General features: G+C 32.9%; 13 protein-coding genes. 7 read left to right on the plus strand and 6 right to left on the minus strand.

The annotated features are described in order from the left end of the window. Positions 1 to 15: 15 nt before the first annotated feature. The 5 genes from L1276_RS08740 to L1276_RS08760 form a co-directional block, all read right to left on the minus strand. On the minus strand, positions 16 to 453 hold the full coding sequence (locus L1276_RS08740) for a retropepsin-like aspartic protease (protein WP_253786883.1): 438 nt from the start codon (positions 451 to 453) through the stop codon (positions 16 to 18). After that, positions 405 to 3,068 carry a CHAT domain-containing protein gene (locus L1276_RS08745; protein ID WP_253786885.1) on the minus strand — a complete coding sequence of 888 codons (2,664 nt, stop codon included), beginning with the start codon at positions 3,066 to 3,068 and terminating at the stop codon, positions 405 to 407. The genes L1276_RS08740 and L1276_RS08745 overlap by 49 nt, the downstream gene beginning before the upstream one ends. A 349-nt stretch (positions 3,069 to 3,417) precedes the next feature. Continuing rightward, positions 3,418 to 5,370 carry a PKD domain-containing protein gene (locus L1276_RS08750; RefSeq protein ID WP_253786887.1) on the minus strand — a complete coding sequence of 651 codons (1,953 nt, stop codon included), beginning with the start codon at positions 5,368 to 5,370 and terminating at the stop codon, positions 3,418 to 3,420. Positions 5,371 to 5,480: 110 nt separating this feature from the next. Next, entirely contained in the window at positions 5,481 to 6,470 is a 990-nt protein-coding gene (locus L1276_RS08755) for a hypothetical protein (RefSeq protein WP_253786889.1), read from the minus strand. Positions 6,471 to 6,549: 79 nt separating this feature from the next. Further along, positions 6,550 to 6,849: a hypothetical protein gene (locus tag L1276_RS08760; protein WP_253786891.1), complete on the minus strand. Its 300-nt coding sequence runs from the start codon at positions 6,847 to 6,849 to the stop codon at positions 6,550 to 6,552. Between the two features lie 129 nt (positions 6,850 to 6,978). Here L1276_RS08760 and L1276_RS08765 point away from each other — a divergent pair, with 129 nt between their 5' ends. The 7 genes from L1276_RS08765 (at position 6,979) to L1276_RS08795 (ending at position 15,077) form a co-directional block, all read left to right on the plus strand. Beyond that, entirely contained in the window at positions 6,979 to 7,563 is a 585-nt protein-coding gene (locus tag L1276_RS08765; protein WP_253786893.1) for an RNA polymerase sigma factor, read from the plus strand. A 2-nt stretch (positions 7,564 to 7,565) separates the two neighbouring features. Next, the gene (locus tag L1276_RS08770; RefSeq protein ID WP_253786895.1) at positions 7,566 to 8,288 is read left to right on the plus strand and encodes a tol-pal system YbgF family protein; all 723 of its coding nucleotides are present in this window, start codon (positions 7,566 to 7,568) and stop codon (positions 8,286 to 8,288) included. 131 nt (positions 8,289 to 8,419) lie between these two features. Beyond that, positions 8,420 to 10,075, plus strand: a complete 1,656-nt coding sequence (locus tag L1276_RS08775) for a S41 family peptidase (RefSeq protein ID WP_253786897.1) — start codon at positions 8,420 to 8,422, stop codon at positions 10,073 to 10,075. Positions 10,076 to 10,115: 40 nt separating this feature from the next. Further along, complete coding sequence (locus L1276_RS08780; protein ID WP_253786899.1) at positions 10,116 to 11,756, plus strand: S41 family peptidase; 1,641 nt, start codon at positions 10,116 to 10,118, stop codon at positions 11,754 to 11,756. Positions 11,757 to 12,078: 322 nt separating this feature from the next. Continuing rightward, a complete protein-coding gene (locus tag L1276_RS08785; RefSeq protein WP_253786900.1) occupies positions 12,079 to 12,858 on the plus strand; it encodes a TatD family hydrolase in 780 nt (259 codons plus the stop codon). A gap of 64 nt (positions 12,859 to 12,922) precedes the next feature. Continuing rightward, positions 12,923 to 14,059, plus strand: coding sequence for a 1-acyl-sn-glycerol-3-phosphate acyltransferase (locus L1276_RS08790; RefSeq protein ID WP_253786902.1), 1,137 nt, complete (start codon positions 12,923 to 12,925; stop codon positions 14,057 to 14,059). Beyond that, entirely contained in the window at positions 14,049 to 15,077 is a 1,029-nt protein-coding gene (locus tag L1276_RS08795) for an asparaginase (protein WP_253786904.1), read from the plus strand. The genes L1276_RS08790 and L1276_RS08795 overlap by 11 nt, the downstream gene beginning before the upstream one ends. Before the next feature lie 274 nt (positions 15,078 to 15,351). Here L1276_RS08795 and L1276_RS08800 read toward each other — a convergent pair whose 3' ends face one another. Further along, the gene (locus L1276_RS08800; protein WP_253786906.1) at positions 15,352 to 16,593 is read right to left on the minus strand and encodes an MFS transporter; all 1,242 of its coding nucleotides are present in this window, start codon (positions 16,591 to 16,593) and stop codon (positions 15,352 to 15,354) included. Between the last annotated feature and the right edge of the window lie 80 nt (positions 16,594 to 16,673).

Raw genomic sequence — 16,673 nt, forward strand, 5'->3', positions numbered from 1 at the left:
TAAAACAATTTATAATCACTTCAAATACAAATAATGATTAAAATAATCAATAATTGCCTTTCCTTCAAGCAAAACATCGGCGCCAATAATGCCGTGAACAGGTTTAGCTTTGTACGATTCTAAAGCTTCATTTACGTGTGAAAGATCAAAAATTACGATGCTGAAATCTTTGTTTTTCCAGCTTCCTAACTGCAATTTGTTTTGAGATGAAATTTGAGTTGCCATTCCGGTTCCGCCTGCGCCAGAAGCTTTTGTTTTGGATTTTTTTGCAGATAATTCAAAACGTTCAATACTTTCAAAACCAATACAGGTATTGGAAGCGCCCGTATCTAAAATGAAATTTCCCGAAATGCCGTTAATTTTAGCTTTTATCTGAAGATGCTGTGTTTTGGTAACCTTGAATTTTATTTTTTTGTAATTCTCTTTTTTGAGAACCTCGTGAAGATTTTCCATTTTCGATAATGATTGAAAACCAAAAATAAGCCAATTACAATCAATAAACTAATCGCATAATAGATATAATTTGTAGATTTTTCTTCTGCCGAAATTGAACCGTAATAAACAAAAGAACTCCAATAGTAAGGTGATTTCTTTGCATTCGGAATTGATTTATCGTTTAAATATTCCAATTTGGCATTTGAATTTGCCTCAAAATAAGAAACATCATTTTTGACATTTTTATAAAAATCAGACATAAAAGCCGAAGTCGTAAAATCATTTACTTTCCATAAAGAAAACAGTAAATTCTGCGCACCCGCAAATTGAAAACCTCTTGCAATACTCATCGCGCCTTCTGCTTTATACAACTTTCCAATTCCCGTTTCGCAGGCACTTAAAACCACTAAATCAGGATTTATATGCAAATTGTACAATTCTGAATACAGGATTTCCTGATCGTAAAATTTAATACTTGCCGGAGTTTCAATATCGCCAGATGAAGCGTGCGTACTCAAATGCAAAACAGAATAACGGGAAGCATTATTTTTAAAATTAGAAAAACTCGCATTAGAATTTTCTAAATATTTCCCTTTAAAATTATTTCGAATTGATTCTAGTTCTTTCTTCGAATAACTCAATTCAAAAGCCGTTTTTTCGAAAACCGGAAAAACGCCCAAAACCGTTTTCTCTGATTTTGAAACAGGTTTTGAATTCAGATAAATATTGGCTGAGGTATTATAAGCAATTTTGAAATCGTTTAACAAATAATGCATTTTGGCAAAATTAGTTGTAGTTGATTCTTGTGTAATTAATGCTTCAAAAGGAAGGAAATTTAAAATTCCGTCGGGAACAATTATTAGATTTTTATACACCTTGTTTAGAGGTAATTTCAGCATTTTATAAACCCCATAACCATTTTTATTATAACCGGAAATGTTGTTAAGAATAGTATTGGAGTTATTAAAATAATCAATAAACGCTCCAATTTGCGGAATCGCAGTATCAGTTATATAAATGTGGTTTAGATTGATTTGTTTATTCCGCAAGGTGAAATAATATAGAATTTCAGAACCCATAAAATAGTAAACCATTACCGCTTTATCATTTTCTAATTGTGATAAAAGAGATTTTATATTACAATTTTCAGGGATATAATCTGGATTTTTGCCTTGAATCTTCTTCAAAGAAATCATCAATTCGTTTTGCTTTTTTATAAGACGATTTATTTGTAAAATGTTTGCAGAATCTCCTTTTTGCTGTTCCTTTAAAATAGCATTATTTAAGTTTTGAAGTTCTTGTAAAAGCTGTTTTTCTTTATTCGAAGCATTTTTAATATTTGAACGATAACGTTGCAAAATACCCGATTTGGATCTTTCTGCAAGTTGAAAAGCTTTTTCCAGATACTTAATATCGTTCTCTTTTTGATACAATAGATCATAAATTGAAATGCATTTTTCGGTACGATTACGAGAACGCAATTGTGAAATGATTTTCGAGTTTTCGTAAAATACAACATTCATCAATATATCTTCAATGTGAAAGGAAAGATGAAAAGCATCAAGCGCTTTTTTTGGCTGATTTTGTCGAATAAAAATTTCTGCTTGTAAATCTAGTGCATCAATTAAAACCGTTTCGGCGTATAATTCAGTTTCATTTGGCAAATTACTTTTTGATTTGTAATTCGGAATTAAAATTTCAAAAATCGAATTAATTTGTTTAGAACATTCGTCATATTTGTGTTCAGCAAAAAGCAATAAAGCTTTTTCATAATAAAATTTTGCCATTTTTCTTGGCTGAATATCCGGTGTTTCTAAAAACAATTTCTCGGCTTTTTTCAAATAAGAATTAGCAGTTTCATATTGTTGCCATTGTCTGTTCATCGAAGCTAAATTTCGATAAGCATTAGATAAAGTTTCTGATTGATTTTTTTCGTTTTGTAAATATTTAATAGAAGATTTAAACGCACTTTCGATATCTGGGGGTGATTTCACAATCCATACCCTCTTTTGAGAATCTAATAAATAATTATTCCCCAAATTATTCCATAAAATTCCCTTTTGCAAATTCGATAATTGCTCTGTTTTTAGAGTATTTTCTAAAAGCTCAATTGCCAAAGAAATTTTTCCTGAACTCTGATAAACATTCGATAAATTCAAAATTGCAGCAAACTTTTGTTTTTGTGCGTCAGAATAATTTTTAGACGTATTTACAATAAAAAAATATTGTTTAATGGTATTTTCGGCGCTGTCATAATCGCCCAAAACCGTATATAAATTCCCTAAAGGTTTTAAGCAGAATTCAATAATATCGTAATTGCTGAGTTTGTGTTTTTGATAAATCTTCCACGCTTTTTCATAACTCGAAATTGCATTTTGTGTCTGTCCAAACTGATTTTCATAATACGCTTTATTACAGTTTAAAACCACAATTGCCAACAATTCATCTTTGGTTTTAGGTTTAGGATTTTTCCAAAAATCAGCTTCTGTAACGTTTAAATTTTGCAACGCTTTCGCGGAAGGATGAGCAACAAAACGATCAACAGCATTATATATTTTATCTTCCTGATTCTGTCCTGAAACATTCAGAGTTAGGAAAAGAAAGATTAAACCATATAAGTTATATAAGTTCATATTAATTTATTACGGATAGTTTTAAAGTTAAACCATATAAGTTATATAAGTTCATATTAATTTATTGCGGATAGTTTTAAAGTTAAACCATATAAGTTCATATTAATTTATTGCAGATAGTTTTAAAGTTAAACCATATAAGTTATATAAGTTCATATTAATTTATTACGGATAGTTTTAAAGTTAAACCATATAAGTGATATAAGTTCATGTTAATTTGTTGCGGATAGCTTTAAAGTTAAATCATATAAGTTATATAAGCTTATTTGAACTTGTTTTTTAAGAGAAACAAACAGAAATTCCAGCTTTTTAATATGAACTTATATCACTTATATGGTGAAAAAAAACCTTAAAACTTCCATATTCCATAAACCTGAAAATAATTAAAATTCTGTTCAAAATTAATTACATAACGCGCGCCCAAGCTCGGTCCAATTCTGGCGAAACCAGCCGTTAAATCAAACAAAAGACCCGTTTTAATATCAGTAAAAGAAGTTTTTACTTGGTTGGATGTTGTGCTGGTATCGATTAAAAAGTTTTCTTTATCACCTTCGTACGTGTCAATTTTTATATTTTGATTTTGTTCTTGTGAAACATTTATATTCGCCTGAATTCCGGCGCCAATTCCGATATAATTATTAATGTTATAGCGAATCAAAACAGGAACTTCCCAATTAATATTTTTATTTTCGGTTGCAGTTGTTGTGCGTATCAACTGCCTCACTCCATTTGCATTCGTATTTATTTGGTCTACAACAGTAACCGCACTATTATATTGGTTTAAAGCATTTACCCATTCAACCTGCCAATAAAAACGATACGATTTAAAAGGCGAAAGCGTCGCACCCACAAAATAACTCGTCGATTTATCTAAATCAGGATAAAAATTATAACCCGCTTTTACGCCAATCGAAATTCCCGGCAAAAACCGAGTAGTGGCATAATTGGTAATTATAGGTTCATTTTTATCGAAAATAATTGAAGTTCGGCTTTTGGTTTTTACTTTATGAAAGTCTTCGCCAAACTTCATTGAGTATTTTACAAAACCTTTTGTGCTGTCTTTTTCTTTTACATTTTTCTGTTCTGTTCCCGGCAGATAAATATTTTTAAACGTAAAAATAATTTGTTTTTGTTTGATGATTGTGTCGAGACAGCTTACGGTTGGTTCTTCGCCTTTTGGGCAAATCGGACATTCGGGATACATACTTTCAATTTGGAAAGTCTTCTTGTCAAACATATCCGGAATATCCGTTTCTAAACGAATTTTTCTCGCCGGACCTTCACCATTATTTTGGAAACGGGTTTTAAAATTTACCCTTTTAAAACGAACCAATCTGTAATTCATAAAACGTCCGTTAGAACCCATTTTATTGGGGTCGTGCGACGTTACGATTTCCATTTCAAGATTTTTAATCTTATGGTTTTTATAACTTCGATTCGGAACAAAAATACCGCGCATCGTAACCGTTGCACTCGTATCTTTTATCATTTCGGGAGTTGTTTTAAACGTATAAAAAACATTGCGTGTTTCTCCCGGATTAGCATCATCAAATTCTAAAACCGAAACATTATGATAGGTTTTATTGGCATCTAAAAGCGAAGCATCAAGATTTTCTTCGGTAGTTGTATTTCGGTATTTTTTAAATTTGAAACTGTTTTCGGCGGAAGCCAAAAAATTATGCGAATCGTCAAGATCATCGACAGAAACAACTAAATTTTCTTTTACTTCACGTTCGTTTGCATACGTTCTATAATCACTTAATTCGAAGTTATTATGTTTGAATTGCTTTTCATTATAAAATAAATAAAGCTTTCCGCTGGAAACATAATTCTCCAGATTTTGATAACTTACTACGACTACCATTTCCTGCTCCGGAATGGGATCGCAATTTTTCAAAATTGCAAAACCATTTTGATCTGCGATAGAAGCAATGTCTTTATAATTGGTATCGGTTATATCATTTACAGCCACTTTTTTTGGGCGTGTTGCCGGAGGTTTTCCATTGTCGTAATTGTTCGTTACCGCAAGTCTTGTTGTATAAGTTCCTTTCTTCTTATACACATGTTTTGGCTCTGCTTCTTTGCTGTAATGTCCGTCGCCAAGTTCCCATAAATAAGAATAACTTGGTTTTGGCGCGCCCGCAATCGGAATCAATGGCGGTGTTTCGGGTTTAAAGTTTACTGCATTTCCGTTTTGGATAAAACCAATAACGGCTCTTCGGGTTATGGTGTCTTTTACTTTGGTTTGTCCTATTGAAAAAATCGAAAATAGAATAAAGAAAATAGACAGTTGTGGTTTCATAACTAGATAGTTTTGGGTTCTAAAATGGTAATAATCAATTTAAAACAGGATTAAATGTAAAAAAAAGTGATGAGCAAATCATCACTTTCTCTTAAAAAAGCATTAGTTAGTTACTGAATGGCATTAATTGCAGCAACAAGCTGAGCTTCGGTACCCACTGTTGTTTCGGCAAGGGTAAAGGTATAAATGTCGTTGGCTGCAACTGTTACGGCTTTAATTGCATATCTCCACTGACCATTGGATTCTGTCACAAAAATTACGTGACATTTTAATCCAATTGGAATCTGGCCATAGTGTTCGCTAAATAATCCTGCAGGCGTGTAAGTATCTAGTTTTGCCAATGCATTTGTACCTTCACCATCATAAGAAAGGTAAACAGCGCTGTTGTCATTATTATATCCGTCTGGGGCTTTTGCTAATAGAGTTGTTTTTGATCTCGGATCGCTGTAAAAACGGTCTACATTTGTCCAGCCAAAGTTTCCAAAAGTTACATAATAATTGGCACCTTCACCTTGAACACCGCCTTTTCCGCCGGTTCCGTCAGCATTTGCTTTTGCTTCTCTCCAGGCCAATTCTCCTTTGTCATCAATTACTCCAGTCCATAAAGTCATTAAGTTGTCAAAACCATCTGTTAAAGCAGTTGGAACAATCATGTTCATTGTGCAGGAAGTTTGAAGTTCAACACCGCCTTGAGTTGCTTTGATGAAAAATTCTCCGCCTGAAATTAAAAGGTTTTTCTTTCCATCGGCAGTAATTCCCATTGTTGGTTTATTGGTAACCAGCATATTTCCTTTGTCAAAAAGTTCGATGTATTCTATATCAACTTGACCCGTTACAGGATTTCCGTTTTTAGTTAAACAGTCTCCGTTTATGTATAATTTTACTCCTTTTGCAGAGGTTAACGTTACGACACCATTTCCTGCCGTTAAGGTAAAGTTTTGAGTATTTCTTTTTACGCCTTTTTCGCTGATGCTTTTAAACGCTGTCGAAGTTGGCGGTAAAACAATATTGCCGTTGTCTTCTACATCGCTGTTATCGCAGCTTATAAATGAGGTTAGTAAAAGGAATAAAAGTCCGATTGTTTTAAAATTTGTGTTCATAATTTCTGGTTTTAATGATTATTATATTGATAGATGTTCGAGGTTAAAATTTTGTTACCCCTGTTTTTGATTTTTTTATTTATAAAGAAAGACACTTGTCTTCAAACAGATTTCCATCTTCGTCGACAGCTACGAGAATGCTCTGCTTCCGCGAAAGCGTAACAATTAAATAGATCCAGACAACAGACCAAAGCCCGAAAGTGAGGCAGGTAAGAAATAAATGAAAGGTATGTTTAATGGCTTTTTTTTCTTTGGATAAAACAACATACGGCAGTTTCTCGTTATGTTCTACAATTACAAAACCATTTCGGGTTTTGGCAGAAATCATTTTATAAAACTGATCTAAAGTCTTTTTGTTTGTAAATTGATACGTTTCCATTTTCTCTTAATTTTAACTCTTTTAAAAGATATTTGTTTTCGTATATCAATTGCCATAATCAATTGTTACCCTATTATTTGAAATTTATTTAAGATTCTTTTTTAACTTTATCTGATTAAAAGTTTTTTTATGGATAAAAACAAAGTACATCCTGACCAAAAATATATTGATGGCCTTGCCGAAAATAATTCGGCAGTAATTCAGTCTATCTATAAAAAGTTTGTTCCTAAAGTTGTGATGTTTATTATGAACAATTCCGGCGATCGAGATCAGGCGCAGGATGTGGTTCAGGAAATATTGATTTTGCTTTTTAATCAGGCCAAAGCCAATTCGCTAAAACTAACTTGTCCGTTTGATGCTTACTTCTTTTTATTGTGTAAAAGAAAATGGCTCAACGAACTGAAAAAAACATCAAATAAAGGGGTAACAATTATTGAAGATGTTTTATCTATCAATGAATCTGCGCACGAGTTAATTGGGCAAACCGAGCAATTTGACGAAAGACAACATCTTTTTGACACCATGTTTGAGAAACTGGGAGATAAATGTAAAGAGTTGTTAAAGCTGAGTTTCGAAATTAAATCGATGGAAGAAGTGGCCGAAAAACTAAACGTAACATATGGTTATGTACGTAAAAAGAAATCATTATGTGTGGGTCAGTTAACGCAATGGATTCAGGAAGCAAAAAACTTTAAATCTTTAAAAAATAATTAGTCATGAAGGAAGAACGCTATATATTATTTGATCAATATCTTCAAGGCGAATTAACGGTTGAGGCTAAAAATGATTTTGAAAAACAATTATTAGAAGATCCTGAATTTGCATCAGAGTTTGAATCTTTTAAAGATGTACAATTTCAATTGGCCAATAAATTTGGAATCGAACAGGAAAGAGAAATTTTTAAAGAAAATCTAACTCAGATATCAGAGAAACATTTCAATAAGAAAACAAAAGTTATTGGTTTAAAACCTTGGTACTTGGTTGTAGCGGCTTCAATTGCAGTTCTATTTGGACTATTCTTTTTTAATTACAACCAAAATCCTGTTTTTGCAGATTATAACAATCCGGAACAAGCTTCTTTTACAGTAAGAGGAGCGGTTGACGAAACATTAAAACAAGCCGAAGAAATGTATAACGCAAAAAGATATAATAAAGCTATTCCGCTTTTTGAAACTGTTTTGCAGAAACAGACCACAGCAGAAATTCAGTTTTTTTATGGCGTTTCTTTACTAGAAGAAAGCCACTATTTAAAAGCCGAAGCTGTTTTTAACGAATTGAAAGCAGGAACTTCTGTTTATAAAGAAAAAGCAGTTTGGTATTTGGCTTTATCGAAGTTAAAACAAAAAGATTATGAGGCTTGTAAACAAATCCTGAATAGTATTTCTGAAGATTACGAAGGCTATGATCAGGTAGAAGAGCTATTGCATCAGCTGGACTAGCCTTATTCTTATAAAATATTTTCTCTTAATACGGGAAACCTCAATCGAATTTGGAATTTTAATTCTAAATTCGATTTTTATTTTATAAGAATTTGCCCAAAAAACAATCTAAAACCTAACCAGTTAAATTAATGAAAAAAAGTATCTTATTTCTTTTTATACTATTTTCTCAAACCATTTTTAGTGCCAAAATCACCGAAACCGAAAGGCTTGTGGCAACTTGTAAAGTCTGGGGGTTCTTAAAATACTACCATCCAAAAGTGGCAGGAGGAGAAGTAAATTGGGACAATCAGCTTTTAGAAAAATTACCAAAAATAGAAAAAGCGCAAACGAAGGAAGAGTTTTCATTGATTATAGAAAACTGGATTGATGATCTTGGACCAGTAAAAGAAATTGCACCAATTCCTGCTCCAAAAGGTTTAGAGTATTTTGATAAAAACTTCGATTTAAGCTGGTTTAATAATAAGTTATTTTCTAAAAAACTTTCGAAGAAATTAAAATTTATTGAGGAAAATAGGTTTCAAGGCGAGCAGTTTTATGTTTACGGCATCAAAAAAATAGAGAATGTGGGGATGAGAAATGAAAATCGTGCACATCCTGATTTTACAGATGCAAATTCAAAACTAAGAATGGTATTTATGTTCTGGAATTTGGTAGAATATTTTTTTCCTTATAAATATCAAATGGACCAAAAATGGGACACAACGCTGGAAAAAATAATACCTCTTGTTATTCAATCTCAAAATCAGGACGATTTTTACCTGACAATGAGAAAATTGACATCTAAAATTGATGACAGTCATACAGAATTTTATTTGTATCCGCCAACTGAAGTTCCTTTTCCTAAATTCTATTTTCCTGCCGGCGGTAAAATAATTGATGAAAAACTGGTAATTACAGAAATTTTAGGAGACAGTCTTGCTCAGATAGATGATATAAAAGTGGGAGACATAATTACTAAAATAAATGACAAAACAATAAAAGAGATTATCTCAGAAAATAAAGATTTGATTGCGGCCTCAAATGAAGCGAAATATTTAAATAAGCTGGTTACTAAGATTTTACTAAGCAATGTAAACACTGTAAAAGTAGAGTTCTTTAAAAATGACCAGTATAGGACAAAAACGATGACATGGTTCGATTATCATGACTCGCACCGAAATGAATTTAAAAAAGAAGGACAGAAAGAGAAACAAAAATTCACATTATTAGAGCATAATATTGGTTATGTTGATATAGGAGAAATAAAAGTCAAAAATATCCCGGATATGATTGCAGCGTTAAAAAATACCAAAGCAATCATTTTTGATATAAGAAGTTATCCGAGAGGTACTGCACGCGAAATATCAAAATTTTTAAATTCTCAGGAAAAGGATTTTGTTATTTATACGCGTCCGGATTTTAGTTATCCGGGAAGATTTAAATGGGATGTTGTAAGTAAAAGCGGCGTTGATAACAAGGATAATTATAAAGGGAAAGTAATTGTTTTGGTTAATGAGAAAACGCAGAGTAACGCAGAATGGACCGCGATGTGTTTTCAGGCTTCGGGCAATGCCACTGTTATTGGAAGTCAAACTTCGGGTGCCGATGGGAATGTATCTGTATTTGACTTTAAAGGATTCCGCACTTTATTTACAGGAATTGGTATTTTTTATCCAGACAGAAGAGAAACTCAAAGAATAGGTATTGTTCCGGATATCGAAATTAAACCAACCATAAAAGGAATTCAGGAAGGAAAAGATGAGGTTTTAGATCGGGCTTTGCTGTTTGCAGAAACTGGGAAATAATCCAAAAACAACTATTGTAATTTAACCTATGATCTTAAAAATGAAAAAAAGTATCTTATTTCTTTTTATCCTATTTTATCAAACCATTTTTAGTGCCAAAATCACTGAAAACGAAAAACTTACGGCAACTTGTAAAGTCTGGGGTTTCTTAAAATACTACCACCCAAAAGTGGCAGGAGGAGAAGTAAATTGGGATAGTCAGCTTTTAGAAAAATTACCTAAAATAGAAAAAGCGCAAACGAAAGAAGAGTTTTCATTGATTATAGAAAACTGGATTGATGATCTTGGACCAGTAAAAGAAATTGCACCAATCATTATATCAAAAGAGGTGAAGGTTTTTGATGAAAATTTTGATTTAAGCTGGTTTAATGATAAGATATTTTCTAAGAAGCTTTCGAAGAAATTAAAATTTATTGAGGATAACAGATTTCAAACAGATGAAGAAATAGGCCCAGGTTATAATCCTCTTAAAAACGGAAATTATTTTAATATGCAGTTTGATAATAGAAATTCAAGAATTTTATGGTTTTTTATGTATTGGAATTTAGTAGAATATTTTTTTCCTTATAAATATGTAATGGACCAGAAATGGGATGTAACTTTTGAACAAATGCTTCCTTTAGTTCTTGAAGCTAAAAATAATGATGAATTTTATACTGTTATACGAAAAACGGCATCTAAGCTTAATGATAGTCATGTTGAACTAGCTTTATACGGCAGTAGTAAATTTGAAGAAAATAAAAGATTTTTTCCTGCTGACTGTAAAATAATTGATAATAAGATGGTTGTTACTGAAATTCTTGCAGATAGTCTGGCTCAGGCAGATGATATAAAAATAGGCGATGTAATTACAAAAGTAAATGACAAAACAATCGAAGCTTATATTTCTGAATATAGAGATTTATTGGCGGCTTCAAACGAACCGACCCTTTTAAGAAAAATGGTAAGGAAAATTTTATATAGTAATTCAGAGAAAGTTAATGTAGAGTTTTTAAAAGACGGAACGTATACAACAAAAGCAATGATATGGTACGATTATCATGATTCTCACAGGAATGAATTTAAAAAAGGCGCTAAGAAAAAAAAGGAAAAATTTAAAGTTTTAGCTGACAATATTGGATATGTAGACATGGGACTTATTAAAAGTGCAAATGTTCCTGACATGATCGAAGCCTTAAAGTCTACAAAAGCAATTGTGTTTGATATGAGAAACTATCCAAATGGAACTTATGATGATATAGCTCGCTTTTTAAATGCTCATGAAGAAAAATTTGCCATTTATACCCATCCTGATTTTAGTTATCCGGGAAAATTCAAATGGACAGAAGGATCAACGTGTGGTTCTGAAAACAAAGACAATTATAAAGGAAAAGTCATTGTGCTGCTTAACGAAGAATCCTTAAGTCAGGCAGAATGGACAGTAATGTGTTTTCAGACAGCGGGTAATACCACAATTATAGGAAGCCAGACTGCGGGAGCAGATGGAAATGTAACAGAGCTTGATTTTAAAGGATTTCATACTAGATATACAGGAATTGGAGTTTACTATCCAGACAGAAGAGAAACTCAACGAATAGGTATTGTACCGGATATAGAAGTAAAACCAACCATAAAAGGAATTCAGGAAGGAAAAGATGAAGTTCTTGAGCGCGCTCTGGTATTTGTAAAAACGGGGAAATAAATTTAAATATGTCAATACTGAGGGCTTCCGAGGTATCGGGAGAAGGCCACATAAGCAAATAGAAAAGAATTGGGGGTCTTTTTTTTGCGGACTTCTCCCGATACCTCGGGATCGCTCACGACGACAAAAAAATCCGTTTAATTCTGCGTTTCACCAAGTGAATCTGCGTTATTTGTGTTCTATTTTATCGCAAATTATATCTCAAAAGCATTTTTCATTCCTCTTTTCACGAAAGTGAATTTGTTAAATTGATGTGCTAATCTCTACTTAATTGGTATTCTTTTAATATTGTCGTAATTTTGACAACTTTAAAATTAAACCATTGAACTCAACACCCATTATTACCGATACACATACACACTTATATTCTGAAGAATTTGACCAGGATCGTGACGAAATGATCCAACGCGCTATTAATGCCGGAATTACACGTTTTTTTATTCCAGCGATCGATGCAGCAGCGACCCAGTCAATGTATGATTTAGAGAAAAACTATCCGGATAATATTTTCCTTATGATGGGGCTGCATCCCACTTACGTAAAAGAGAATTACGAGGAAGAATTAGCGCATGTAGAAACTGAATTATCAAAGCGAAAATTTTACGCTGTAGGCGAAATCGGAATCGATTTGTATTGGGATAAAACCTATTTAAAAGAACAGCAGATTGCTTTTAGAAGACAGATTCAGCTTGCAAAACAATACAAATTACCAATTGTAATTCATTGTCGTGAAGCATTTGATGAAATCTTTGAAATTCTGGAAGAAGAAAAATCTGAAGATTTATTTGGGATTTTTCATTGTTTTTCCGGAACTTTATTACAAGCACAGCAGGCAATTTCTTATAAAATGAAATTAGGAATTGGCGGTGTAGTGACATTTAAGAACGGAAAAATCGATCAGTTTTTAAATCAAATTGATTTAAAACATATTGTTTTAGAAACAGATTCGCCTTATTTAGCACCAATTCCGTACCGAGGAAAACGAAATGAAAGCAGCTATTTAATCAATGTAATTTCTAAACTAGCCGACGTTTATGATGTTTCTGAAGAAAAAATAGCAGCAATAACAACACAAAATTCAAAAGACGTTTTTGGGATTTAACCTATGCCTTACAAAACTTTAATTTTTTTTTTGTTCTTTTGCCCACTTAAAACCAATATAAATAATGCAGAGATTTGATGCCATTCGACCGTTTTATGATTCCGAAATAAATGAAGCCCTTCATGATGTTGTAAATCACCCAATGATGAAAACCATGATGAACTTTACTTTTCCGGAAGTAGAAGATGAGGTTTGGAAGGAACAGCTTAAGAAAACACATTCTATTCGCGATTTTCAATGCAATTTTATTTACAACACCATACAAAAAGTTTTAGAGAAAAGCTCTGAAGGGCTTACTACTTCAGGTTTTGATAAACTGGAAAAAAACACTTCTTATTTGTTTATCTCCAATCATAGAGATATTCTTCTAGATACAACCTTATTAAACGTTTGCTTGTTCGAACATGGTTTAGTCATGACAGCATCTGCAATTGGAGATAATCTGGTTAAGAAAGCTTTCCTGGCAACATTAGCAAAACTAAATAGAAACTTTTTGGTTTTAAGAGGATTAACGCCTCGAGAAATGCTCCAAAGTTCTAAATTGCTGGCCGAATATATGGGGCAGTTATTGCTTCGCGAAAATCGTTCGGTTTGGATTGCACAAAGAGAAGGAAGAACAAAAGACGGAAATGACGAAACCAATCCGGGCGTTTTAAAAATGATTGGAATGGGTTCTGACGAAGAAAACTTAATGAATTATTTTAAGAAATTAAAAATTGTTCCGGTTTCTATTTCTTATGAATATGATCCAACTGATGTTTTAAAAATGCCGCAATTAATGGCAGAAGCAAACAACGAAGTTTACGTAAAAGATAAAAATGAAGATTTCATGACCATTTTAAGCGGTATCATGGGAACTAAAAAAAGAATACATATTTCTGTTGGTGATGTTTTAGATACAGAAATTGATCAAATTGTAGAGGAAAACGATAATGTAAACAAACAAGTTCAGGCTTTGGCACAAACTATTGATGATGTTATTTTGAAAAATTATCAATTATGGCCTACTAATTTTATTGCTTACGATATTTTAAACGAAACTGATAAGTTTGCTCACAAATATAAAGAGAGCGAAAAATCACTTTTTGAGCGTCGTTTAGAAATGCGTATTGGCAGCGATAATCCTGTTACAAGACAAGGATTTTTAGCGATGTATGCTAATCCTGTTGTCAATAAATTAAAATACCACGATGTCATCTAAAGCTAAAATACTTTTGATTTATACCGGAGGAACCATCGGTATGAGCAAAGACTTTGAAACCGGAGCGCTTAAAGCGTTTAACTTTGGGAAATTACTTCAAAAAATTCCCGAAATCAAACAATTAGATTGTGAGATTGAAACGGTTTCTTTTGAAAACCCTATAGATTCATCGAACGTGAATCCTGAAGAGTGGACAAAAATTGCAGAAATAATTGAAGAAAATTACGCTTCCTATGACGGATTTGTAGTGCTTCACGGTTCAGATACCATGTCGTATTCCGCTTCAGCATTGAGTTTTATGCTGGAGAATTTAGCGAAACCAGTTGTATTTACAGGATCACAATTGCCAATTGGAGATTTGCGTACAGATGCAAAAGAAAATTTAATTACAGCGATTCAAATTGCATCACTTCTTGAAAACGGAAAACCGGTTATTAATGAAGTTTGTTTGTATTTTGAATATAAATTATACCGAGGAAATAGAACCTCAAAAGTAAATGCCGAACATTTCAGAGCTTTTACAGCACCAAATTACCCTGAATTGGTAGAATCTGGCGTGCATTTAAAATTAAACTCACATTTGTTTCTTCCGGTAAAAGAAGGTGCTGACTTAATTGTTCACAAAAATTTAGACAATCACGTAGCCATTATAAAAATGTTTCCGGGAATGAGCGAAGTAGTTTTAGCTTCAATCCTTTCAACAGCAGGTTTACGCGGCATCGTTTTAGAAACTTACGGTTCAGGAAATGCCCCAACCGAAGATTGGTTTTTAAACTTAATCGAAAAAGCCATTAACTCCGGAATGCACATTGTAAACGTAACGCAATGTTCCGGCGGAAGTGTCAATATGGGACAATATGAAACCAGTACTGCCTTAAAATCTCTTGGTGTTATTTCTGGAAAAGATATTACAACAGAGGCAGCGATTACAAAATTAATGTATTTGCTTGGTCATAATATTCCGCAAAACGAGTTTAAAGATATTTTTGAAACTGCTTTGCGCGGGGAAATATCTTAGATTTAAATTTCAATAATTAAAATCCCAAATTTTAATTTACTTGCGGTAATAACTTTGTCAAAGTTTTAAACTTTGACAAAGTGTATATACTAAACCCGACAGGTTTTTAAAACCTGTCGGGTTTGTTTTTAGTGAATTAAACGGTTCAGTTTGTCATTTCGACCGAAGAGAGAAATCACACTCGATGATCAACAAAGATTGTCGATTTTGTTTGCGGAATTTCTAGTGTGATTTCTCCTTACGTCGAAATGACAAGATGGTGGAAAATTGGAATTTAATTGTTGGAATTTCTATACTCAACAGGACAACTTTCCAATTCCTCAGATATTTTATGTTTTTTGTAATACACATAAACAATCACAGAAAGAATACAAATAATTCCCTGAATAGCAATCGTAGTTCGAACTCCAAGAGAGTGAGAAACGCACCCAATAATTAAACTTCCAACAGGAATCATTCCCTGATAAGCCATCATAAAATAACTGATGCTTCTGGAACGCATGCTGACAATACTGTGCGTTTGAATATAAATATTGATGGATGAGGTTTGTCCCATCATCCCAATGCCGCTTAAGGTCATACAGATCAAAGCGACAGTAATACTGTTTGAAACCGCTAAAATAATTACACTTACACCCAAAAGTAAACTTGCGGCGATTAATAATTTGCTCATATTTTCAGCTGATTTTAGATTGGCTAAATAAATAGCAGATAAAACAGAACCAATTCCGGCAGCACTTTCAAACCAGCTGAATGTTTCGGCATTTCCGTTAAAGATGTCTTTGGCAAAAACAGGCATCAATGTATTAAATGAAATCACAAACAAACTGCTGCAGGTAAGCATTAAAAGCATTCTTGCCATTTCGGTTTCTTTCTTCATATAATCAAGACCTTCAATAAGATCATCCAGCATATTTAGTTTGTTTTCGGCTTTAATGTGCGGTGTGATTTTCATTAACAGTAGTGAAATCAAAACGGGAACATAGCTTACAAAATTTCCAATAAAACAGATGTCTTCTCCATATTCGTGCAGAATAATTCCCGCAAGAGCAGGACCGGCAATACGGGCAAAGTTGTTCATGGTTGAATTGAGTGCAACTGCATTCGGGAGATCTTCTTTGTTGTCTACAATATCAATCATCATAGTTTGACGACAGGTCATATCAAAAGCATTGATAATTCCCTGAATTAAACTTAATGCTAAAATAAAGTTGATATTATATATTTTGAGATAAATCAGCAAAGCTAAAGTTCCTGCTTGCAGCATAGCTAGAGACTGCAAGAACAGTAATGTTTTGTGTTTGTCGTAATGGCCGATAATACTTCCTGCAAGAGGCGCTAAAAATAAGGACGGAATCATGCTTAAAAAAGTAGCCAGCCCTAATAAAAATACAGATCCGGTTATGCTGTAAACCATCCAGCTTACGGCCGTTTTCTGCATCCAGGTGCCAATAACCGAAACGGATTGTCCGTAAAAGAATAACTTGAAGTTTTTTGATTTTAACGCTTTAAACATAACCTGAAATATTTTTTTACAAAGTTCGGGATTATGATTTCATTAGAAAAATTAATAATTTTACTGATAATGAGTAGTAA

It is taken from the genome of Flavobacterium sp. HSC-32F16 (assembly GCF_024171645.1).
Taxonomy (GTDB): Bacteria; Bacteroidota; Bacteroidia; order Flavobacteriales; family Flavobacteriaceae; genus Flavobacterium.